Raw genomic sequence first — 14,746 nt, 5'->3', positions numbered from 1 at the left:
AAATTGGCGATTCGCTTTACCCCGCCAATCTCGATATCGTAGAAGTGCAAAGGATGCGGGCTTTCACCTAAATCCCTCGCAAAGGACAAGGTGATGAAAAGGTGTCATAAAATATTCACATTCTAATGAAAATCATATGACCTTTTTCTTCATTTATTTCTATATCAAATATGAAGGAGTTTTATTAGAAGAAAGTCAGTGGTTGAAGATGGCAAAATATCGAATGGTACGTACTGATTTTTGGAAGAATCCGGTTGTTTCTGAGGAGATGACTCCTGAGGACAAATACTTTTACCTGTATCTTCTTACCAATCCACATACGACCCAAATTGGAATCTATAAGATTACCAAAAAACAAATGGCTTTTGATTTGGGTTATTCGATTGAGAGTGTTCACTCGTTAATGGAGCGATTCATCGTGCATCACAAGCTGATTCGTTACAATCCTGAAACGAGAGAACTGGCGATCAAGAACTGGGGGAAATATAACCTGGATAAAGGCGGGAAACCGTTCATGGATTGTATATCTTCCGAGTTAAAGGATGTGGAGGATCTAACACTGATTCAATATGTTTCGAAGGCGATTCAAAAACAGGAAATTCGCAGTCTATTTGAATCATTTTGTGAACAAGAAGAGCTGGTTTTCGGCAAGGAAGTTAGCAGCCAAGATGAAAATGATACATATCTAGAACCTGAATGTGGAGAGCTTGACGATACGTTGACGCATCGTGATACGACAAGAGGGCAAAAAGAAGAAGAAAATAAAAAAGATAATAAAAAAGAAAAACAACAACAACAAGAAGCTTTTAATCCAAATATAGAGAAAAATCCAGACACAGAAAATAATCAAAAAGATGTAGATGTAAAAGAAATTATTGAGTGTTGGGACAACAATGGATTTGGTTTTTCGAACGTGAATGCCAAACAACAGTTATTATCTTGGTTAGATGATTCTATCTTTTTACAACCGAAAGATGTGATATTAAAAGCGATGGATATTGCTTGTGCCAATAACAAGCGAAAGCTGAGTTATGTGGTTGGGATTCTGAAAAACTGGGTAAATGACTCCTTACTGACCGTAGAAGAAATTGATTCCTTTTATGAGAGTCAAAATTCCGCACCAAAGCATAGGCAATCAACCGAATCGTTTCCTACCGGAAGAGCGATTCCAGGTGGATTTAAACTTGACCTTACGGCAGGTGAAGAGTGATGAGTATCGTGGAAAAAGCGTTCTTAGGAAGCTTGATGAAGGCGGAGTACTTACTCCAAGATACCATCATTCAACCTGAACAGCTAGAAAGTACACGGCATAAAGAAATCATGCGAAGAATGGTGGAGTTAAAACGGGCGGGGAAGAATGTTGATTTAATCACATGGACAACCTTACCAGACCTCAATTCATTAGGTGGAATGTCTTACCTATCGGAGCTGTTATCATACGCGGAACTGGAGAAATTTGACGGTACGGAGAAGCTCATTCTCGATCTATGGAAGGAACGTGAAAAGAGAAACATCTTGACGCTTGCAGCCATGAATGATTGGGAGATTGCGAAAGTCATTGCCGAAATGGATAAAATTAACCAAATGAAAATGGAGGATCACACGTCCTTACAACAAGAATTGGTAGATATCTATGAGGCACCATGGGAAGATCGAATATCGTTGAAAAGTGCAACAATGGGTATCAAAGAGCTCGACGAAGTGACGGGAGGCTTTCAGGGCGGGGAAGTTACGATTCTAGCAGCAAGACCATCGATGGGAAAAACCGATGTGATGCTTCATTTTGCGAAAATGTCGGGTTGGGCCGGGTTCCTGCCACTCGTATTTTCCTTAGAAATGCCTGAAAAGCTGATCACTTCCCGATTAATGGCTTCGACTGGAGGCTTTAACCGTGCAAAAATGCGGGATCCAAAAAGAATGCTAACTGAAAATCAAAAGAATAAATGGTCGGATGTGATTGGTGATCTCCCGGAAACCCATATGTAAATTTTTGATGGGGCGGGACAAACCATTGCCGAAATGAGAACGAAAACGCGAAAAATGATCAATCAATTTCCATACAAGAAACCAATCCTTTTTATCGACTACTTAACACTAATCCATTCTGGACAATTTTACGGTGGAAATTCCCATTTACAAGTAACGGAAATATCCAAATCCCTTAAAACAATGGCGAAGGATTTGATTGCCCCGTCATTTGTTTAGCGCAGCTCAATCGATCGGTGGAATCAAGAGCCAATAAACGGCCGATGATGTCTGATATTCGGGAATCGGGCAGTGTGGAGCAGGATGCGGATGTCATTTTGTTCTTATATCGTGAAGCGTATTATGACAAGGAAACGGACAATCATTCCCTTGAAATCATTGTCTCGAAAAACAGAAATGGTCCAGTTGGAAGCATCGCTGTCAATTACAACGAGCATACAGGAAGGATTGAGGACCAGAAGGAATCGAGTCCTACCATTGTATAACCTATATTTAGCCGAAAAAAATCTTAAATCGAGGTGTGATCACATGATTGTGAAAGATCTTTACATGGATTGTTTCCGTTATGAAGAATCCTCATTGGCCCATTGCATCTATCATTTACTAGCAGAGCAGAAAATTTCATTAGATGACGACATATCCAAGATAGACTTAGAACAAGCCGACCATCAGAAAGTAAGGGAATTGGTTCAAAACAATGTATTAGGTATTCATAAAGGTGGCATCTACTCACTGAAGATGAACCAGAAGGATTTTGTCTTTATCTTTGCTGGCAGCCACAAAGAAGCCATCCAATTCTATACAGAAACATTTCATCAAAACCCATTGAATTGTCACGAAAATTCGCTAGATTACCGGCTCGCTAGAGGAAATGATGTAATTTCGTTTCGGGATTTGAGGAAGGAATTCATGAGTTTTCCAGCAATAGCGGGGTATTTTAAGAGGGAGATATGAAAGTGAGAGAGAAGGGAACAAACCCACATCTAGGATGGTCCGATCGGAACCGTCAAACTGAGCTTCAACAAGCTTTGCACTTCTCCACTTTTATTTCCAGATTGCCTAAAAAAAATACGATGCAATAAGAAATTCACTTTTTATCACATCGTATTAATTATTTTACGACTTTAATCGTACGGTAGTTTTGATTTCCAGCTTTATCAATCACGTAAACCTTTAAATATGTATTAGCTTTCTGAGTTTTTATTAACTAGCGGGTATTCTCATCGGGGAAAATGTTAAACCTTTAACAAAGACCGCTTTTGAATATGGAGCAGATACCGTGTATGTCTATGATCAACCTCTCTTTAAGCATTACCGGACCGAAACCTACATGAAGGCGCTGCTAGAGTGCAGTGATAAATATAAACCGGAAATTATCCTCTATGGGCCACCTCAACGGGAAAAGACCTGGCAAGTGCAGTGGCCACCGACCTACCGACAGGGTTGACGGCGGATCCGACGGAGCTGGATGTGGAAGAGGAAACGGGGTTACTCCTTGCGAGTAGGCCGGCGTTTGGCGGAAATATTATGGCGACCATTTTATGTAAAAAATACAGGCCGCAAATGGCGACCGTACGCGCCAAGGTCATGAAGGCGCTGATCCCAGAGGTGGGGAGAATAGGAAAGGTCATCGAAGAAACCGTCTCACTAAAGGATGAAGATATCCGGACAAAAGTCTTGGAAATTGTAAAAGAAACGGTTAAGAAGGTAAGAATCGACGAAGCGGACATCGTTGTGGCTGGCGGAAAAGGCTTAGGCAGCTACGAAGGATTTCAGTTAATACACCGGTTGGCGGAAACCCTTGGAGGAGCCGTTGGTGCGAGCAGGGATGTGGTGGAAGCGGGGTGGATTGCCCACCCTCATCAAGTAGGGCAAACCGGTGTGACGGTAACGCCAAAGATTTATTTTGCGATTGGGATTTCTGGTGCGATTCAACATATTGTGGGAATGAAAAATTCTGGTTTAATTATTGCCATTAATAAGGACAAAGAAGCTCCTATTTTTCAGAACTGTCATTATGGAATTGTTGGCGATGCCTTTGAGATCGTTCCTGTCCTAATCGAACAGTTTAAACATGCACTTTCTAGTGACAAGGTGATGAAGTAAGTTAGGGCTGAATTATTACCATTATTCCTCTGTCATTCGTGAGTGAATTCTTCCATGAGGCTTCTGCTAGCGTTTAGCCTTTCGGATTAACAATATTTGTTTAACCTCCAAAGGCCTTAGAAAATTTCATTTAATCGCTTACACTTTTTTCTTTACTTCACTAAGGAGTAAAGCTTTTTTTATGCTATAATTAGTATCAGATAATAATACTAACTAATAGGTTTTGGTCCTGTTAAGCAAAATAAATACGCCTAAACTGGAGATAATACTATGTTTATAAATACCAAATTAAAGTCACAAAGTGTCTCTGACTATTTTAAGTCACTGGGTATCAAGAACTGCTTTACCAAAGAAGACTTTTGGAGGCACGTAACCGAGGTTGACTCCTTCTTGGCTAAGGAACTCCAACCCACTATGGACCGCAAACTAAAAGGGAATCTTTATGAAGTGAAAAACCGAACACTGCCCTTCAGTTTGGCAGTAGAATCATGGACGATGAATTTCCATCAGTCCTTGCTTAACTGGATCAGTCAGCAAACTCATTTAAAGCCGAAGCGGATTTTGGAAATTGGCTGTGATAATGGGTTGCTGTCTTGCTGGTACGCCACGATTTTTCCAGATGCGGAGATCGTTGGCATTGAACAGTGTGGAAATGGAATTCAATGTGCACAGCAGTTGGCCATGCAGCAAGGGCTTAATAACGTGAGTTTTTACCAAATGGATTTTATGGAGGTAACTGAGCACTTTTCCCTGAATTCTTTTGATTTAATCATTTCATCACGGACCTTTCATGAGATCATGGGGCCTATCATGATTTCAAACTATTGGTCACTTCTAGAGTACGTGAAGGAGAATCCAACCTATGGTGACAGTCGTTATTTAGAAATAGTCCATCGTTTGTTAACGGAGGATGGATTGTATCTCTCTTGTGAACAATTGAAAAATTCCGCAGATCTCGGAAGGTGGGCGAATGTGCTTCAGGATGCTGGTTTCCATATTCAATGGGATGACAGTGGTACCATCGAATACCATGAAATAGGAGTAGATAGGCTGTCTCCTGTGATTGTGGCGACAAAAAGGGAGACCAGTCTCGAAACCTTGGAAGGTATGGAACACCTATATACGAAAGGTTACCCACTTGTATTTGAGGAGGGTAGGTCCTATAAAGGAGGGACAGCGGAGTTTGCTTATCAACGGCTGGGGGAGAAAACATTCTTCTCAGGGATTCAATTGAAAGTGACGAACCATTGGCATGTGTTTCGACTTGAGCTTTGGGAGACAGATAGGTTTTTGCTTGTCTATAACTATGGAAATATGGGGTATCATGAATTGGATATTTTACCTGCCTGCGCATATGAAGAGGCACACCGGTTGATGGAGGAGGCGGTCGGGGAGTTCGGTCACCTTGGTCCGCTTGTTTGGTATCACAACCTGGATGAACGACCAGAATAGCAGCTAATTGGTTTTTATTCCCAGTTTAATGGAAAACAGTACTTGCTATATCCAAAATTTACAGGTAGTTTCCAAATGGTAGGGATGATATATTGTTTGTACCAGTTCTTTAGGGAACTCAGTCCAACAATCACACTGAGAACGGGTCAGGGCGGGAGCGCAGCAGCCATAACTAGTGAAATTGTGTGGGCTAGTACATAACGATGGTTTTTAAGCTAAACTGACATAAGTTTAGCTTTTTCCTATTCCCGCTTCATTCATTTTATATAATTTTCCCATAAATTAACTATAACCCAAAAGAGCACAGTGTCCATTTAATGTCTATTAATTCAGAAGCAGTTAAAACCCTATCTATTTGATGTTAGAATCTGATTATCCGACCACTTAATTAAATAATTAAAGACCGCCATACTAAAAGCAGTATAGCCTTCTGCAGTTAAATGGATGCCGTCATCGCTGATTAAATTAATCGAATCACCTGCTTTTTTAATTGCCGTTCTAACATCAATTTTGGGTACCTTTAACTCATCTGCCAATTTATTTAAATGGTAGTTATACATTCCATGCCAGTGTTGAATGCCCCCCAATTTACCGATCCAGTTCCCAATAGAAGGGCTATATTGGGTGGAAATGGTCTGATAATATCTGACTGGGTCTAATGGGGGTAAGGTTGCTATGATTGGTATAATACCACCTTCTCGCATTTTTTTAACAATTTCACTGATATTCGCTAAATACCGTTGGAGAGAAACGATTGCTTGGTGTTCCTCCTTGGGTTTTTCGATAATTTCATTCCAGTTAAAATTGCAGTCGTTTCCGCCAACTTCAATAATCGTATAATCGGGATGTTCATTAAGTACATCCTTTTCTAGTCTTGACAACATTAAATCAGAGTTATCATTAAAAACTCCTTTGTTAATAACGGTAACATCATTTTCTTCCTGCTGATTAAATAACTCTTGTAAGAAAGCAGGATAGTTTTCCTTCAGGATTCGCAATCTCCCTTTTACTACGGAGACCCCACGTGTTAGACTATCGCCAAAACAAATAATTTTCACTTATATCACCATTCTTAGGCGGATTTTTCTTTTAATATAACATCTTCATAAAATGAATAATAATTACATTCGTCATCTTTTTGATAAAAATTAAAAAGGGGACAGACTTTTTGTCACATTTTTGGGGTTAGCGAACTTCAACAATAACCCCATTGTAGATACAAGTTATTTTTTAAAAGTTATCAGAAAGCAGTTTAAAACTCTAACATTAGATATTGGGATAAAAGCTGCTTTTCTATCCAAGGTTCTTTTAAATTGTAAGTAAATAGAGTGCTTGGCACTTTTTTTAACTCTCCAACGGGGACTGAATCCATTTCTCCCAAATAGCGGTGTCACCGCCTGAGTTTAGTAGTATTTTGTCGAAAATAAAAAGAATTCAGTAACCATTCAACAATTTTTGGTAAGTGCACTCTTTTGTATTCTAATGTAATAATTGGTCCCTAAATAGTAGAAAACAAAAAAGTTGAAGAAAGAAGTCCAAAATTAACTTTTATATCGGTTAATCTTGGACTTTTTCTGTGCCTGAAATTCAATTTTTGTAATACATTACTGATATAATCTGAAACGAAATCATAAATCATATGGTAAAATAATACTATAGTTAGATTAATATAACCGGGGGAAATAACAAATGGAGAAACAACCATCCTATTTTTATCAATTTCTTGAACCGATGTCAAAAGAGCTAGCCTTAGTTGCAAATGAACTTGAAAATAGTATTTTCAGTAGCCCGCGGACAATGCTTACCCATGCAAGGATATTTGTAGAAAATATTTTAAAACAGGTCATTCGAGCAGAAAAATTGCCGGATGAGCAATGGTCAAATATAAAAGACCGTATCGATATACTAAATGTAAACGGTTATATAAAACCCGATATTCGAGATGCACTTCATTATGTTCGACAAATCGGTAACCAAGCAGCACATGATACTCGGACGTTTCGTTTTTCAGAAGCGTTATTATCTTGGGAATCTATCTATAAAATCGTTAAATGGTACGTAGAGGTATATGGTTCATTAGATTTTACGGTTCCAAGTTATCAAGACCCATCACCACAGGTGAAACAATCGTTTGACATAGTAGAAATACAAGAGCGGCTCAAATCGTTGGAAAAACTTCTTATTGCATCAACTGAAAAACAACAAGGTAAGCAAGGAGAAGGGGATGCAGGAAAGTCTACAGAAGGTTTTTCACCTAAATCAGAACAGCCGGGTTTTACACCTATTCGTACACTTATCTATAAAGGAAAAGAACTTGAAGTTCCATACTTCTTACGAGATGCATTTCTATTGCCTCAGCGATTTGCCATTTCTGAGACCTTTCTCATTAGACTTGGGGCAGAGCAGCAAGCGCGAATTATGAGTGAATTACCAAACAATCTAGAAGGATTGCATAAACATGTAAAACGATATAATGAAAAAAATGATGAAACCTTCTTTCAAGAACTAAAAGTATTTTTTGAGGAGGAGAAAATACGGAGACAACTTTCACTGGAACGGACAGGGGAACTCTTCTACTTCTATAAAGCTGATTACATAATCGTAACGGAAGAATTATCACAAATACCCCTTACCGCTGCTGAGTTCACAGGAATACCGAGCCTTTTGAGGCAGCTTAATGAAGATCAAATTGAAACAGTTGGACAGCTGCCAAAGGAGCTTGTTATTTTGGCTAAGTATTCAAATGTAGGAATCGGGACTGTGCAAAAGTTATTTGATCAATTAAAGGAAAAACAACAAAGTAGTAAAGTTCCTGAGCCTGTAACATCTCAATTTTAATGATTTGATAATTGATTTATGAGCTTCATCGAGGAGTTTCACAAAGTAATTAAGAGGATAGTGCCGACCACAAGACCTGTGGGCGGTTCGATTCCCACGCAGTCACGCCATACATATTTGAATCTAACCTATCATCTTTTCAAATCTCTAAACGATTAGCAGGATTTATTTTGAAAATGATTGAAAATAGAATATAGGGAAAAATGAATAGAAATCTTTGAATAAACAGGTGATTCAACTTATGAAAATATTACCTGCGGAACGGGATGAACTGGAACGAAAAGGAATGAAATGGCTACTATTAACCAATCAAGTGCCCATTTTAAAAATAGTCTATCCTCCATCCAAAATGCACCGGTGGAACAATCTGAGGGAATTAGGAGGTATAACGTTTTGGTAGATTTGTTCATAAAGGAGTCAATTGTTTCAGATATAATCCATCCAAACCATACTAAATAAGCCATAAAAAGTTCCCCAGCTTAAATTTTGCAGGGGAACTTTTTTGTAATATAGATAAGAAAATTTGGGGTCTCAAGCAGCCTTCAAAACTGCTTGAGACCTGCGTGCCAGAATTCTAGTGACAGTCCCCCGGTAAACTAAAGCTTTAACGCGCCGGGGGACTGACCCCATTTTTCCATTTTTGCGAAGCATGAGAACCGTCCCCCTGCTCCCTATCCTAAAAACTCAGAAATGCTATGAAATATAATATAGATGATTACTCCACTCACAAAAGAGATGGGAATGTTTCTGTTGGTGATTTTATTGGTCATTGGTAGTAAGGCGGTTCCGCCGAGGTAGAGGAATATGCCTGCGATTATGGCAATTGGAATGGCTAGAGCCTTTTCGTTTATCTCTATGAAATAAGATAACAAAATGGACATTCCAACACCTAACCACATAAATAGGCCTTGATATAACAGATTAATAACGGTTTTTTTATGATTTTGAGTTATGGCTAACACCGATGCGGCATAGGTGATTCCTTCAGGGATTTTATGTAGAACCAATGCAAAGGAAACCATTATTCCTAAATTGACACTAATAGAATAACTAACGCCGATGGATAAACCCTCAAGGAAATTATGAAGAGACATACCCAATGAGATTCCTAGCATGGAACCGTCATCGAATTCGTTGTTCCCTTTCCCTTTTTTTGATGCCTTTGACAAATAGGAAACAAGGTACATGAAAATAAGACCCAGCATGATAAAAAGACTGCTATTTTTTAGTTCAGCTTGAGTTTCTGGAATTAAATCAAGGATTGCTATAGACAACAACAAGCCGGCACTCATGGCAGCTATAGCGAGAACACTAGTTTGAGACCAGTTTTTCTTGATTAAAACAATCATGCCACCCAATATATAAGCAACAGACGAAATGAAAACAACGATAAACAGGACAATACTCATACATATTCCTCCAAGTTAGTTTGTGGAAGCATGGGGACGGTTCTCTTGCTTCTTTTTACTCCCTTCACCTAAAAGTATGATTTTAAAACAGGAGAATTGTCACAGACACTAAAAAAAAGACCAGATTCATGAGAATCCGGCCAAACCATAAAAAGACATTAAACAAGTTATATTTAATTACGAGAAGTTCCACATTATATGGTATTTCCTTCAATCAACTTGTAATCTACCATATTTTGTACTGGGACCGTTTCTCCTTGAATTTGTTTTAACAGTAATTCTACTGCCTTTGATCCGATGACATCTTCATCCTGTTTGATATGAGTGAAAATCATATCATTATACAACCATCCGGGATGGTCGAAGCAAGCAATGGCGTAATCATCCGGAATCGATTTTCCGAGGGATTTCAGTACTTGTGCAAGTACACAGGCGATTTCATACTCACAAGCAATAAATGCCGTTACATGAGAATTTTCCTGAATGAAATTCCGCAGCTTGATCTGATCCTCGAAAAACTCAGCTGATCGATCAAAAGTCGGCAATGTACTGAACATATCGGCTAAGATATAGCTCGGATTTACGGCAATCCCCTTTTGTAAATAAGCTGTTTTAAACCCTTGGATTCTCTCTTCGATTGAGGAGGTATATTCCTCTGGAGGTGAAACAAAAGCAATATGCTCATGTCCGCGAGTAAACAGAAATTCTGTTAGACTTTGAGCCGCGGTATGATTATCAGTATAAACGGCGCAGGCTGGTATTCCTTTTAAATATCTGTCGATTAAGACGAGTGGAAATCCCTCCAGAACCAATCGCAGTAAGCTTGTTGTGTAATGATGCCCATGGACAGGAAAAATAATGATCCCTTTCACCTGCTGCTGGACCATTGTATTGATGGCATCTTCCTCCTCTTCCTGGCTTCCATATGTCACCTTAACTAATAAGTTAAACTTCAATTCCGAGCAACGTTTCTCAATAATACTCAGTATTTGCCTGCCAAAGCAATCCCTAAAGAATTCGGGAATGATTAGTCCTATTAACTCATTCATTTCTTGAATTAGATGATCCCTTTGTTCCGAATTAGTCTTAGGACTAATGGCTCCAAAATCCGGAAGTGTATTAGATACAAAGGAGCCTTTGCCGCGGATGCGCTCAATAGCCCCAATTTGCACTAATTTCTCAAGCGCTTTTTTAGAAGTTATTCGACTGACCTGATATTGGTCGGCCAATTCTTTCTCAGTGGGAACCTGATCCCTTGGTTTCAATTGACCAGTCTCAATCTGGTTTAGCAAGTTAAGGTAAATTTTTTCATACAATGGAGTTTCCATATATCTCATCCCTAATAAGTTGGTATATTTAATATATCATATAGTACAAATTATTTCAATGTAGTTTCATATTTTTACATTGGTATCCCTATTTTTCTTAAAGAAATAGACATATTTAATGCATTCAATAAAAAAACAATCAACTAGAGCTTGAATAGTAATACGAAAATGCTATCTATTTACATTTTATAGTACTTTTGGATTGTTTTTGTGTGAATAGAAAGAAAATTCAAATGATATATTGACATGTACTTAATATATCAATTAAGATATTGATATATTAAGTTAGTAAATTATGTTAAGGGAGGGATTAAGTACCAGGTGAGAGTAATCATCCATTTTTTTAAATCAAAATTGTAACCGTTTTCTTTAATGAAAATAAGCGTAAAAGGGGAGAGATTTATGAAAAAGAAGATGTTGAAGAAGATTGCGGCTGTTTCGATTATCACCGGCAGTGTTTTAGTAAGTTCAGCGTGTTCAAATCAAAGCACATCCTCCAACAGCAGTGATAAGCAAGAAATCAAAATTACCTACCGATCAGGAGGAGGAACAAACAAAGGGTTAACTGATTGGCTTAATAAAGAGATCATACCGCAATTTGAAAAGGACCACCCAAAGGTAGATGTTCAGCTTGCACCGCTTAATGTTTCAGAGGGTGATTATTTTGCCAAAATTGCCTTAATGCTGAAATCCCCAAATACGGCACCTGACATCGTCACAGAGGATACCTTTATGGTCAATTCAGATGCGAGTGCAGGCTATTTAGAGCCTCTTGATAATAAGATCAAGGACTGGAGTGATTGGAGCAACTTTAATGACAGCGTTAAAAAGGGTGTAATTGCTCAGGACGGAAAAATTTATGGGGTGCCATATAACACCGATTCCCGGGGACTTTGGTATAACAAGGATCTATTCCAAAAAGCGGGTCTTCCAGTTCCATGGGAACCTAAAGACTGGGATGATATCCTTCAAGCGGCTCGAACTATAAAAGAAAAGGTGCCTGGTGTCACACCATTATGGATGAACTCAGGTAAAGCCACAGGGGAAGCAACGTCGATGCAAACTTTTGAAATGCTGCTATATGGTACGGAAACACCTCTATATGATACCGATTCGAAAAAGTGGATTGTAAAAAGCCAAGGGCTAACGGATTCATTCAACTTTATTCATACGGTCTATAAGGAGAAGCTGGGGCCGAATCTTTCCCAGGTACTAAATGGGCAGGGAGGTTCCATGGCATACCAGCAATTAATGCCTCAAGGAAAGCTTGCCATCGGATTGGATGGATTCTGGCAGGCAGGCACTTGGGGGGAAACGGGTGCTGCACCTTGGCCTGAAGCCTTCAAGACGTTAGGGTTTGCACCAATGCCGACTGAACATGGACAGGCTCCTGGAACCACATCCATGTCCGGTGGATGGGCTCTTGCTATTCCAAAAAATTCACATGATAAAGATGTAGCATGGGAGTTTATTAAATTTGCTTCAAGTAAAGAAAACAATCTTGGGCTCCTATCGAAAGAAAGGAATTTGACTCCGCGTACTGATGTTGCACAAGAACAAAAGTATCAAGAAATCCCAATGTTTAAAGAAGCCACTGACTTTTTGAAATTTACGCATTTCCGCCCAGCAGTTGATAAATATCCAACTGTATCGACTCAAATACAAACCCTTGTCGAAGACGTTGTATCAGAAAGAATAACACCAAATCAGGCTGCAAAGCAGTATCAGATCAATGTCACAAAAATTGTCGGTTCAGATAATGTAATCGAAAAATAGTCGTATAGGTATGCAAGGCTACCTTGTAATACCCTAAAAAGGTAGCCTTTAACATAAATAATAGGACGGGGTGTGAAATGAATACAAATACGGTTGTCTCACCAACAGTCACTATCAAGCAGAAAACGAAAAAGAATCATACGCTGCTGAAATCGGTTCTCTTTTTGTTTCCGGCATGGATCCTATTGCTTGTCTTTTTTGTTGGTCCTATTTTACTGACTTTTTATTTTGCGTTTACGAATCTTACTTTAACAGGTACAGCGGCTAAGAGTGTTCAGTTTATCGGTTTTCAAAACTTTATAACGATGTTTCAAGATCCGAATTTCCGGATTAGTGTGGTAAAAACGATTGTGTTCTTGCTTTTTTCTGCCGTCATTGGCCAGCAGGTTTTGGGGTTTATTCTGGCTGTCCTAATGAAGGAGAAAAACACAACATTTCGCCGGATCATTGGCATTATTGTCATTGCCGGCTGGGTAACTCCTGAAATCGTGGTTGCTTTTTGTTGGGTGGCATTTTTAAGTGATAACGGAACATTAAATATGCTCCTTCAGCATATTGGTTTAAAACAAGTTACATGGCTTTATACCTTTCCGATGGTCAGTGTGGTAGTCGCTAATATCTGGCACGGAACTGCTTTTTCGATGCTGGTTTTCCAGGCAGCCTTGGATGATGTTCCGAAAAGTGTGGAAGAAGCAGCGATGGTAGATGGAGCTTCCCGTTTTCAAGTCTTGTTCCGTATCGTTCTGCCGATGGTGAAGGGATCCATTGTTACTAATATGATTCTAGTAACCTTGCAAACGTTAGGGGTGTTTACGTTAATTTTTGCTATGACAGGCGGCGGTCCTGGAACATCGACACAAACTCTTCCTATTTATATGTATAACCAGGCATTTGTAAATTACCAACTTGGCTATGGAACGGCCATATCATTAATTCTGCTCCTCATTGGTATTTGTGCGAGCTTGTTTTATATCCGGTCCATGAAGGTCGATGTTTAAGGGGGGAGTTAGAAGTGAACCGTTACAAAACTGAAAAAGTTGTGCCATACATCATTTTAACGATTATTGGTATTTTGTTTCTCATCCCGCTTTTATGGGTACTGTTTGCCTCTTTTGATCCTAATGCTCAGCAAGCATTGAAAATGCCCAGTTCCTTTACGGTGAAGAATTTCACTTCCATCTTAACGAATCCAGCCAACCTTCGTTCGTTTGGAATCGGGTTATTTATCTCATTTGGACAATCCGTGCTGATTGTCGTTGTGGCCATCATGGCAGCCTATCCACTATCACGGTATGCTTTGAAATTTAAAAAGCCATTCATGTATTCCATTTTGTTCATGACAGCTTTGCCGATTACGGCAGTCATGGTGCCTGTCTATCAGCTCTTTCTTTATCTCAATATACAGGATTCTCTTATCGGGACGATTTTGTTTTTAACGGCATCCGGGTTGCCATATGCGATTTGGATGATGAAAAACTTTATGGATTCTGTGCCATTGGAATTAGAAGAATCCGCGTGGATCGATGGTGCATCCGTTTGGGCAGGTTTAAGAAAAGTGGTTGCACCCTTGATGATTCCTGGAATTTGCACGGTCGCGATCTTTACCTTTTCCGGAAGTTGGGGAAACTTTTTCGTTCCGTACATTTTAATCCAATCACCAGATAAATTTCCGGCCTCAGTCACAATTTTTCAGTTCTTTGGTAATTTTGGAATGATTGAATACGGAAAGCTTGCCGCTTTCTCGATGCTTTATACAATGCCTTCTGTCATTTTATATATGTTTTCGCAACGATTTATGTCCCAAGGTTTCAGTCTAGGTGGAGCTTCCAAAGGATAATCACTATTTAAAGG

General features: G+C 39.2%; 11 protein-coding genes and 2 pseudogenes. 9 read left to right on the top strand and 4 right to left on the bottom strand.

The window, feature by feature from the left end; translation table 11 throughout:
* Positions 1-208: 208 nt before the first annotated feature.
* From J7E77_RS00645 to J7E77_RS00625, 5 genes and pseudogenes are all read left to right on the top strand, one after another.
* Positions 209-1,210 (top strand): DnaD domain protein, encoded by a 1,002-nt coding sequence (locus J7E77_RS00645; RefSeq protein WP_251027955.1) that lies wholly within the window; start codon positions 209-211, stop codon positions 1,208-1,210.
* Positions 1,210-2,471 (top strand): annotated as a pseudogene (locus J7E77_RS31570) (replicative DNA helicase). Before J7E77_RS00645 ends, J7E77_RS31570 begins: the two are co-directional and overlap by 1 nt.
* Positions 2,472-2,514: 43 nt before the next feature.
* Complete coding sequence (locus J7E77_RS00635; RefSeq protein WP_214711673.1) at positions 2,515-2,940, top strand: hypothetical protein; 426 nt, start codon at positions 2,515-2,517, stop codon at positions 2,938-2,940.
* 262 nt (positions 2,941-3,202) lie between these two features.
* Positions 3,203-4,092: pseudogene (locus J7E77_RS00630) on the top strand (electron transfer flavoprotein subunit alpha/FixB family protein).
* A gap of 270 nt (positions 4,093-4,362) precedes the next feature.
* Positions 4,363-5,544 (top strand): class I SAM-dependent methyltransferase, encoded by a 1,182-nt coding sequence (locus J7E77_RS00625; protein WP_214711671.1) that lies wholly within the window; start codon positions 4,363-4,365, stop codon positions 5,542-5,544.
* A 347-nt stretch (positions 5,545-5,891) separates the two neighbouring features.
* Here the strand turns inward: J7E77_RS00625 and J7E77_RS00620 are convergent, their stop codons facing one another.
* Entirely contained in the window at positions 5,892-6,602 is a 711-nt protein-coding gene (locus J7E77_RS00620) for an SGNH/GDSL hydrolase family protein (protein ID WP_214711669.1), read from the bottom strand.
* A 631-nt stretch (positions 6,603-7,233) separates the two neighbouring features.
* Here J7E77_RS00620 and J7E77_RS00615 point away from each other — a divergent pair.
* Positions 7,234-8,382, top strand: coding sequence for a DUF4145 domain-containing protein (locus J7E77_RS00615; RefSeq protein WP_214711667.1), 1,149 nt, complete (start codon positions 7,234-7,236; stop codon positions 8,380-8,382).
* Between the two features lie 239 nt (positions 8,383-8,621).
* Here the strand turns inward: J7E77_RS00615 and J7E77_RS00610 are convergent, their stop codons facing one another.
* From J7E77_RS00610 to J7E77_RS00600, 3 genes are all read right to left on the bottom strand, one after another.
* Complete coding sequence (locus tag J7E77_RS00610) at positions 8,622-8,846, bottom strand: hypothetical protein (protein ID WP_214711665.1); 225 nt, start codon at positions 8,844-8,846, stop codon at positions 8,622-8,624.
* A 207-nt stretch (positions 8,847-9,053) separates the two neighbouring features.
* Positions 9,054-9,791, bottom strand: a complete 738-nt coding sequence (locus tag J7E77_RS00605; RefSeq protein ID WP_214711663.1) for a ZIP family metal transporter — start codon at positions 9,789-9,791, stop codon at positions 9,054-9,056.
* A 194-nt stretch (positions 9,792-9,985) separates the two neighbouring features.
* Complete coding sequence (locus J7E77_RS00600) at positions 9,986-11,119, bottom strand: GntR family transcriptional regulator (RefSeq protein WP_214711661.1); 1,134 nt, start codon at positions 11,117-11,119, stop codon at positions 9,986-9,988.
* Positions 11,120-11,521: 402 nt separating this feature from the next.
* Between J7E77_RS00600 and J7E77_RS00595 the strand changes: the two genes are divergently transcribed.
* The 3 genes from J7E77_RS00595 (at position 11,522) to J7E77_RS00585 (ending at position 14,732) form a co-directional block, all read left to right on the top strand.
* Positions 11,522-12,895 (top strand): extracellular solute-binding protein, encoded by a 1,374-nt coding sequence (locus J7E77_RS00595; protein ID WP_251026551.1) that lies wholly within the window; start codon positions 11,522-11,524, stop codon positions 12,893-12,895.
* Between the two features lie 77 nt (positions 12,896-12,972).
* Positions 12,973-13,893 carry a carbohydrate ABC transporter permease gene (locus J7E77_RS00590; RefSeq protein ID WP_214711659.1) on the top strand — a complete coding sequence of 307 codons (921 nt, stop codon included), beginning with the start codon at positions 12,973-12,975 and terminating at the stop codon, positions 13,891-13,893.
* A gap of 14 nt (positions 13,894-13,907) precedes the next feature.
* Positions 13,908-14,732 (top strand): carbohydrate ABC transporter permease, encoded by an 825-nt coding sequence (locus tag J7E77_RS00585; RefSeq protein WP_214711657.1) that lies wholly within the window; start codon positions 13,908-13,910, stop codon positions 14,730-14,732.
* Positions 14,733-14,746: the final 14 nt, after the last annotated feature.

The organism is Bacillus sp. ISL-77 (genome assembly GCF_018613105.1).
The sequence above is the reverse complement of the archived record's forward strand: the minus strand, read 5'-3'. Positions and strand labels throughout refer to the sequence as shown.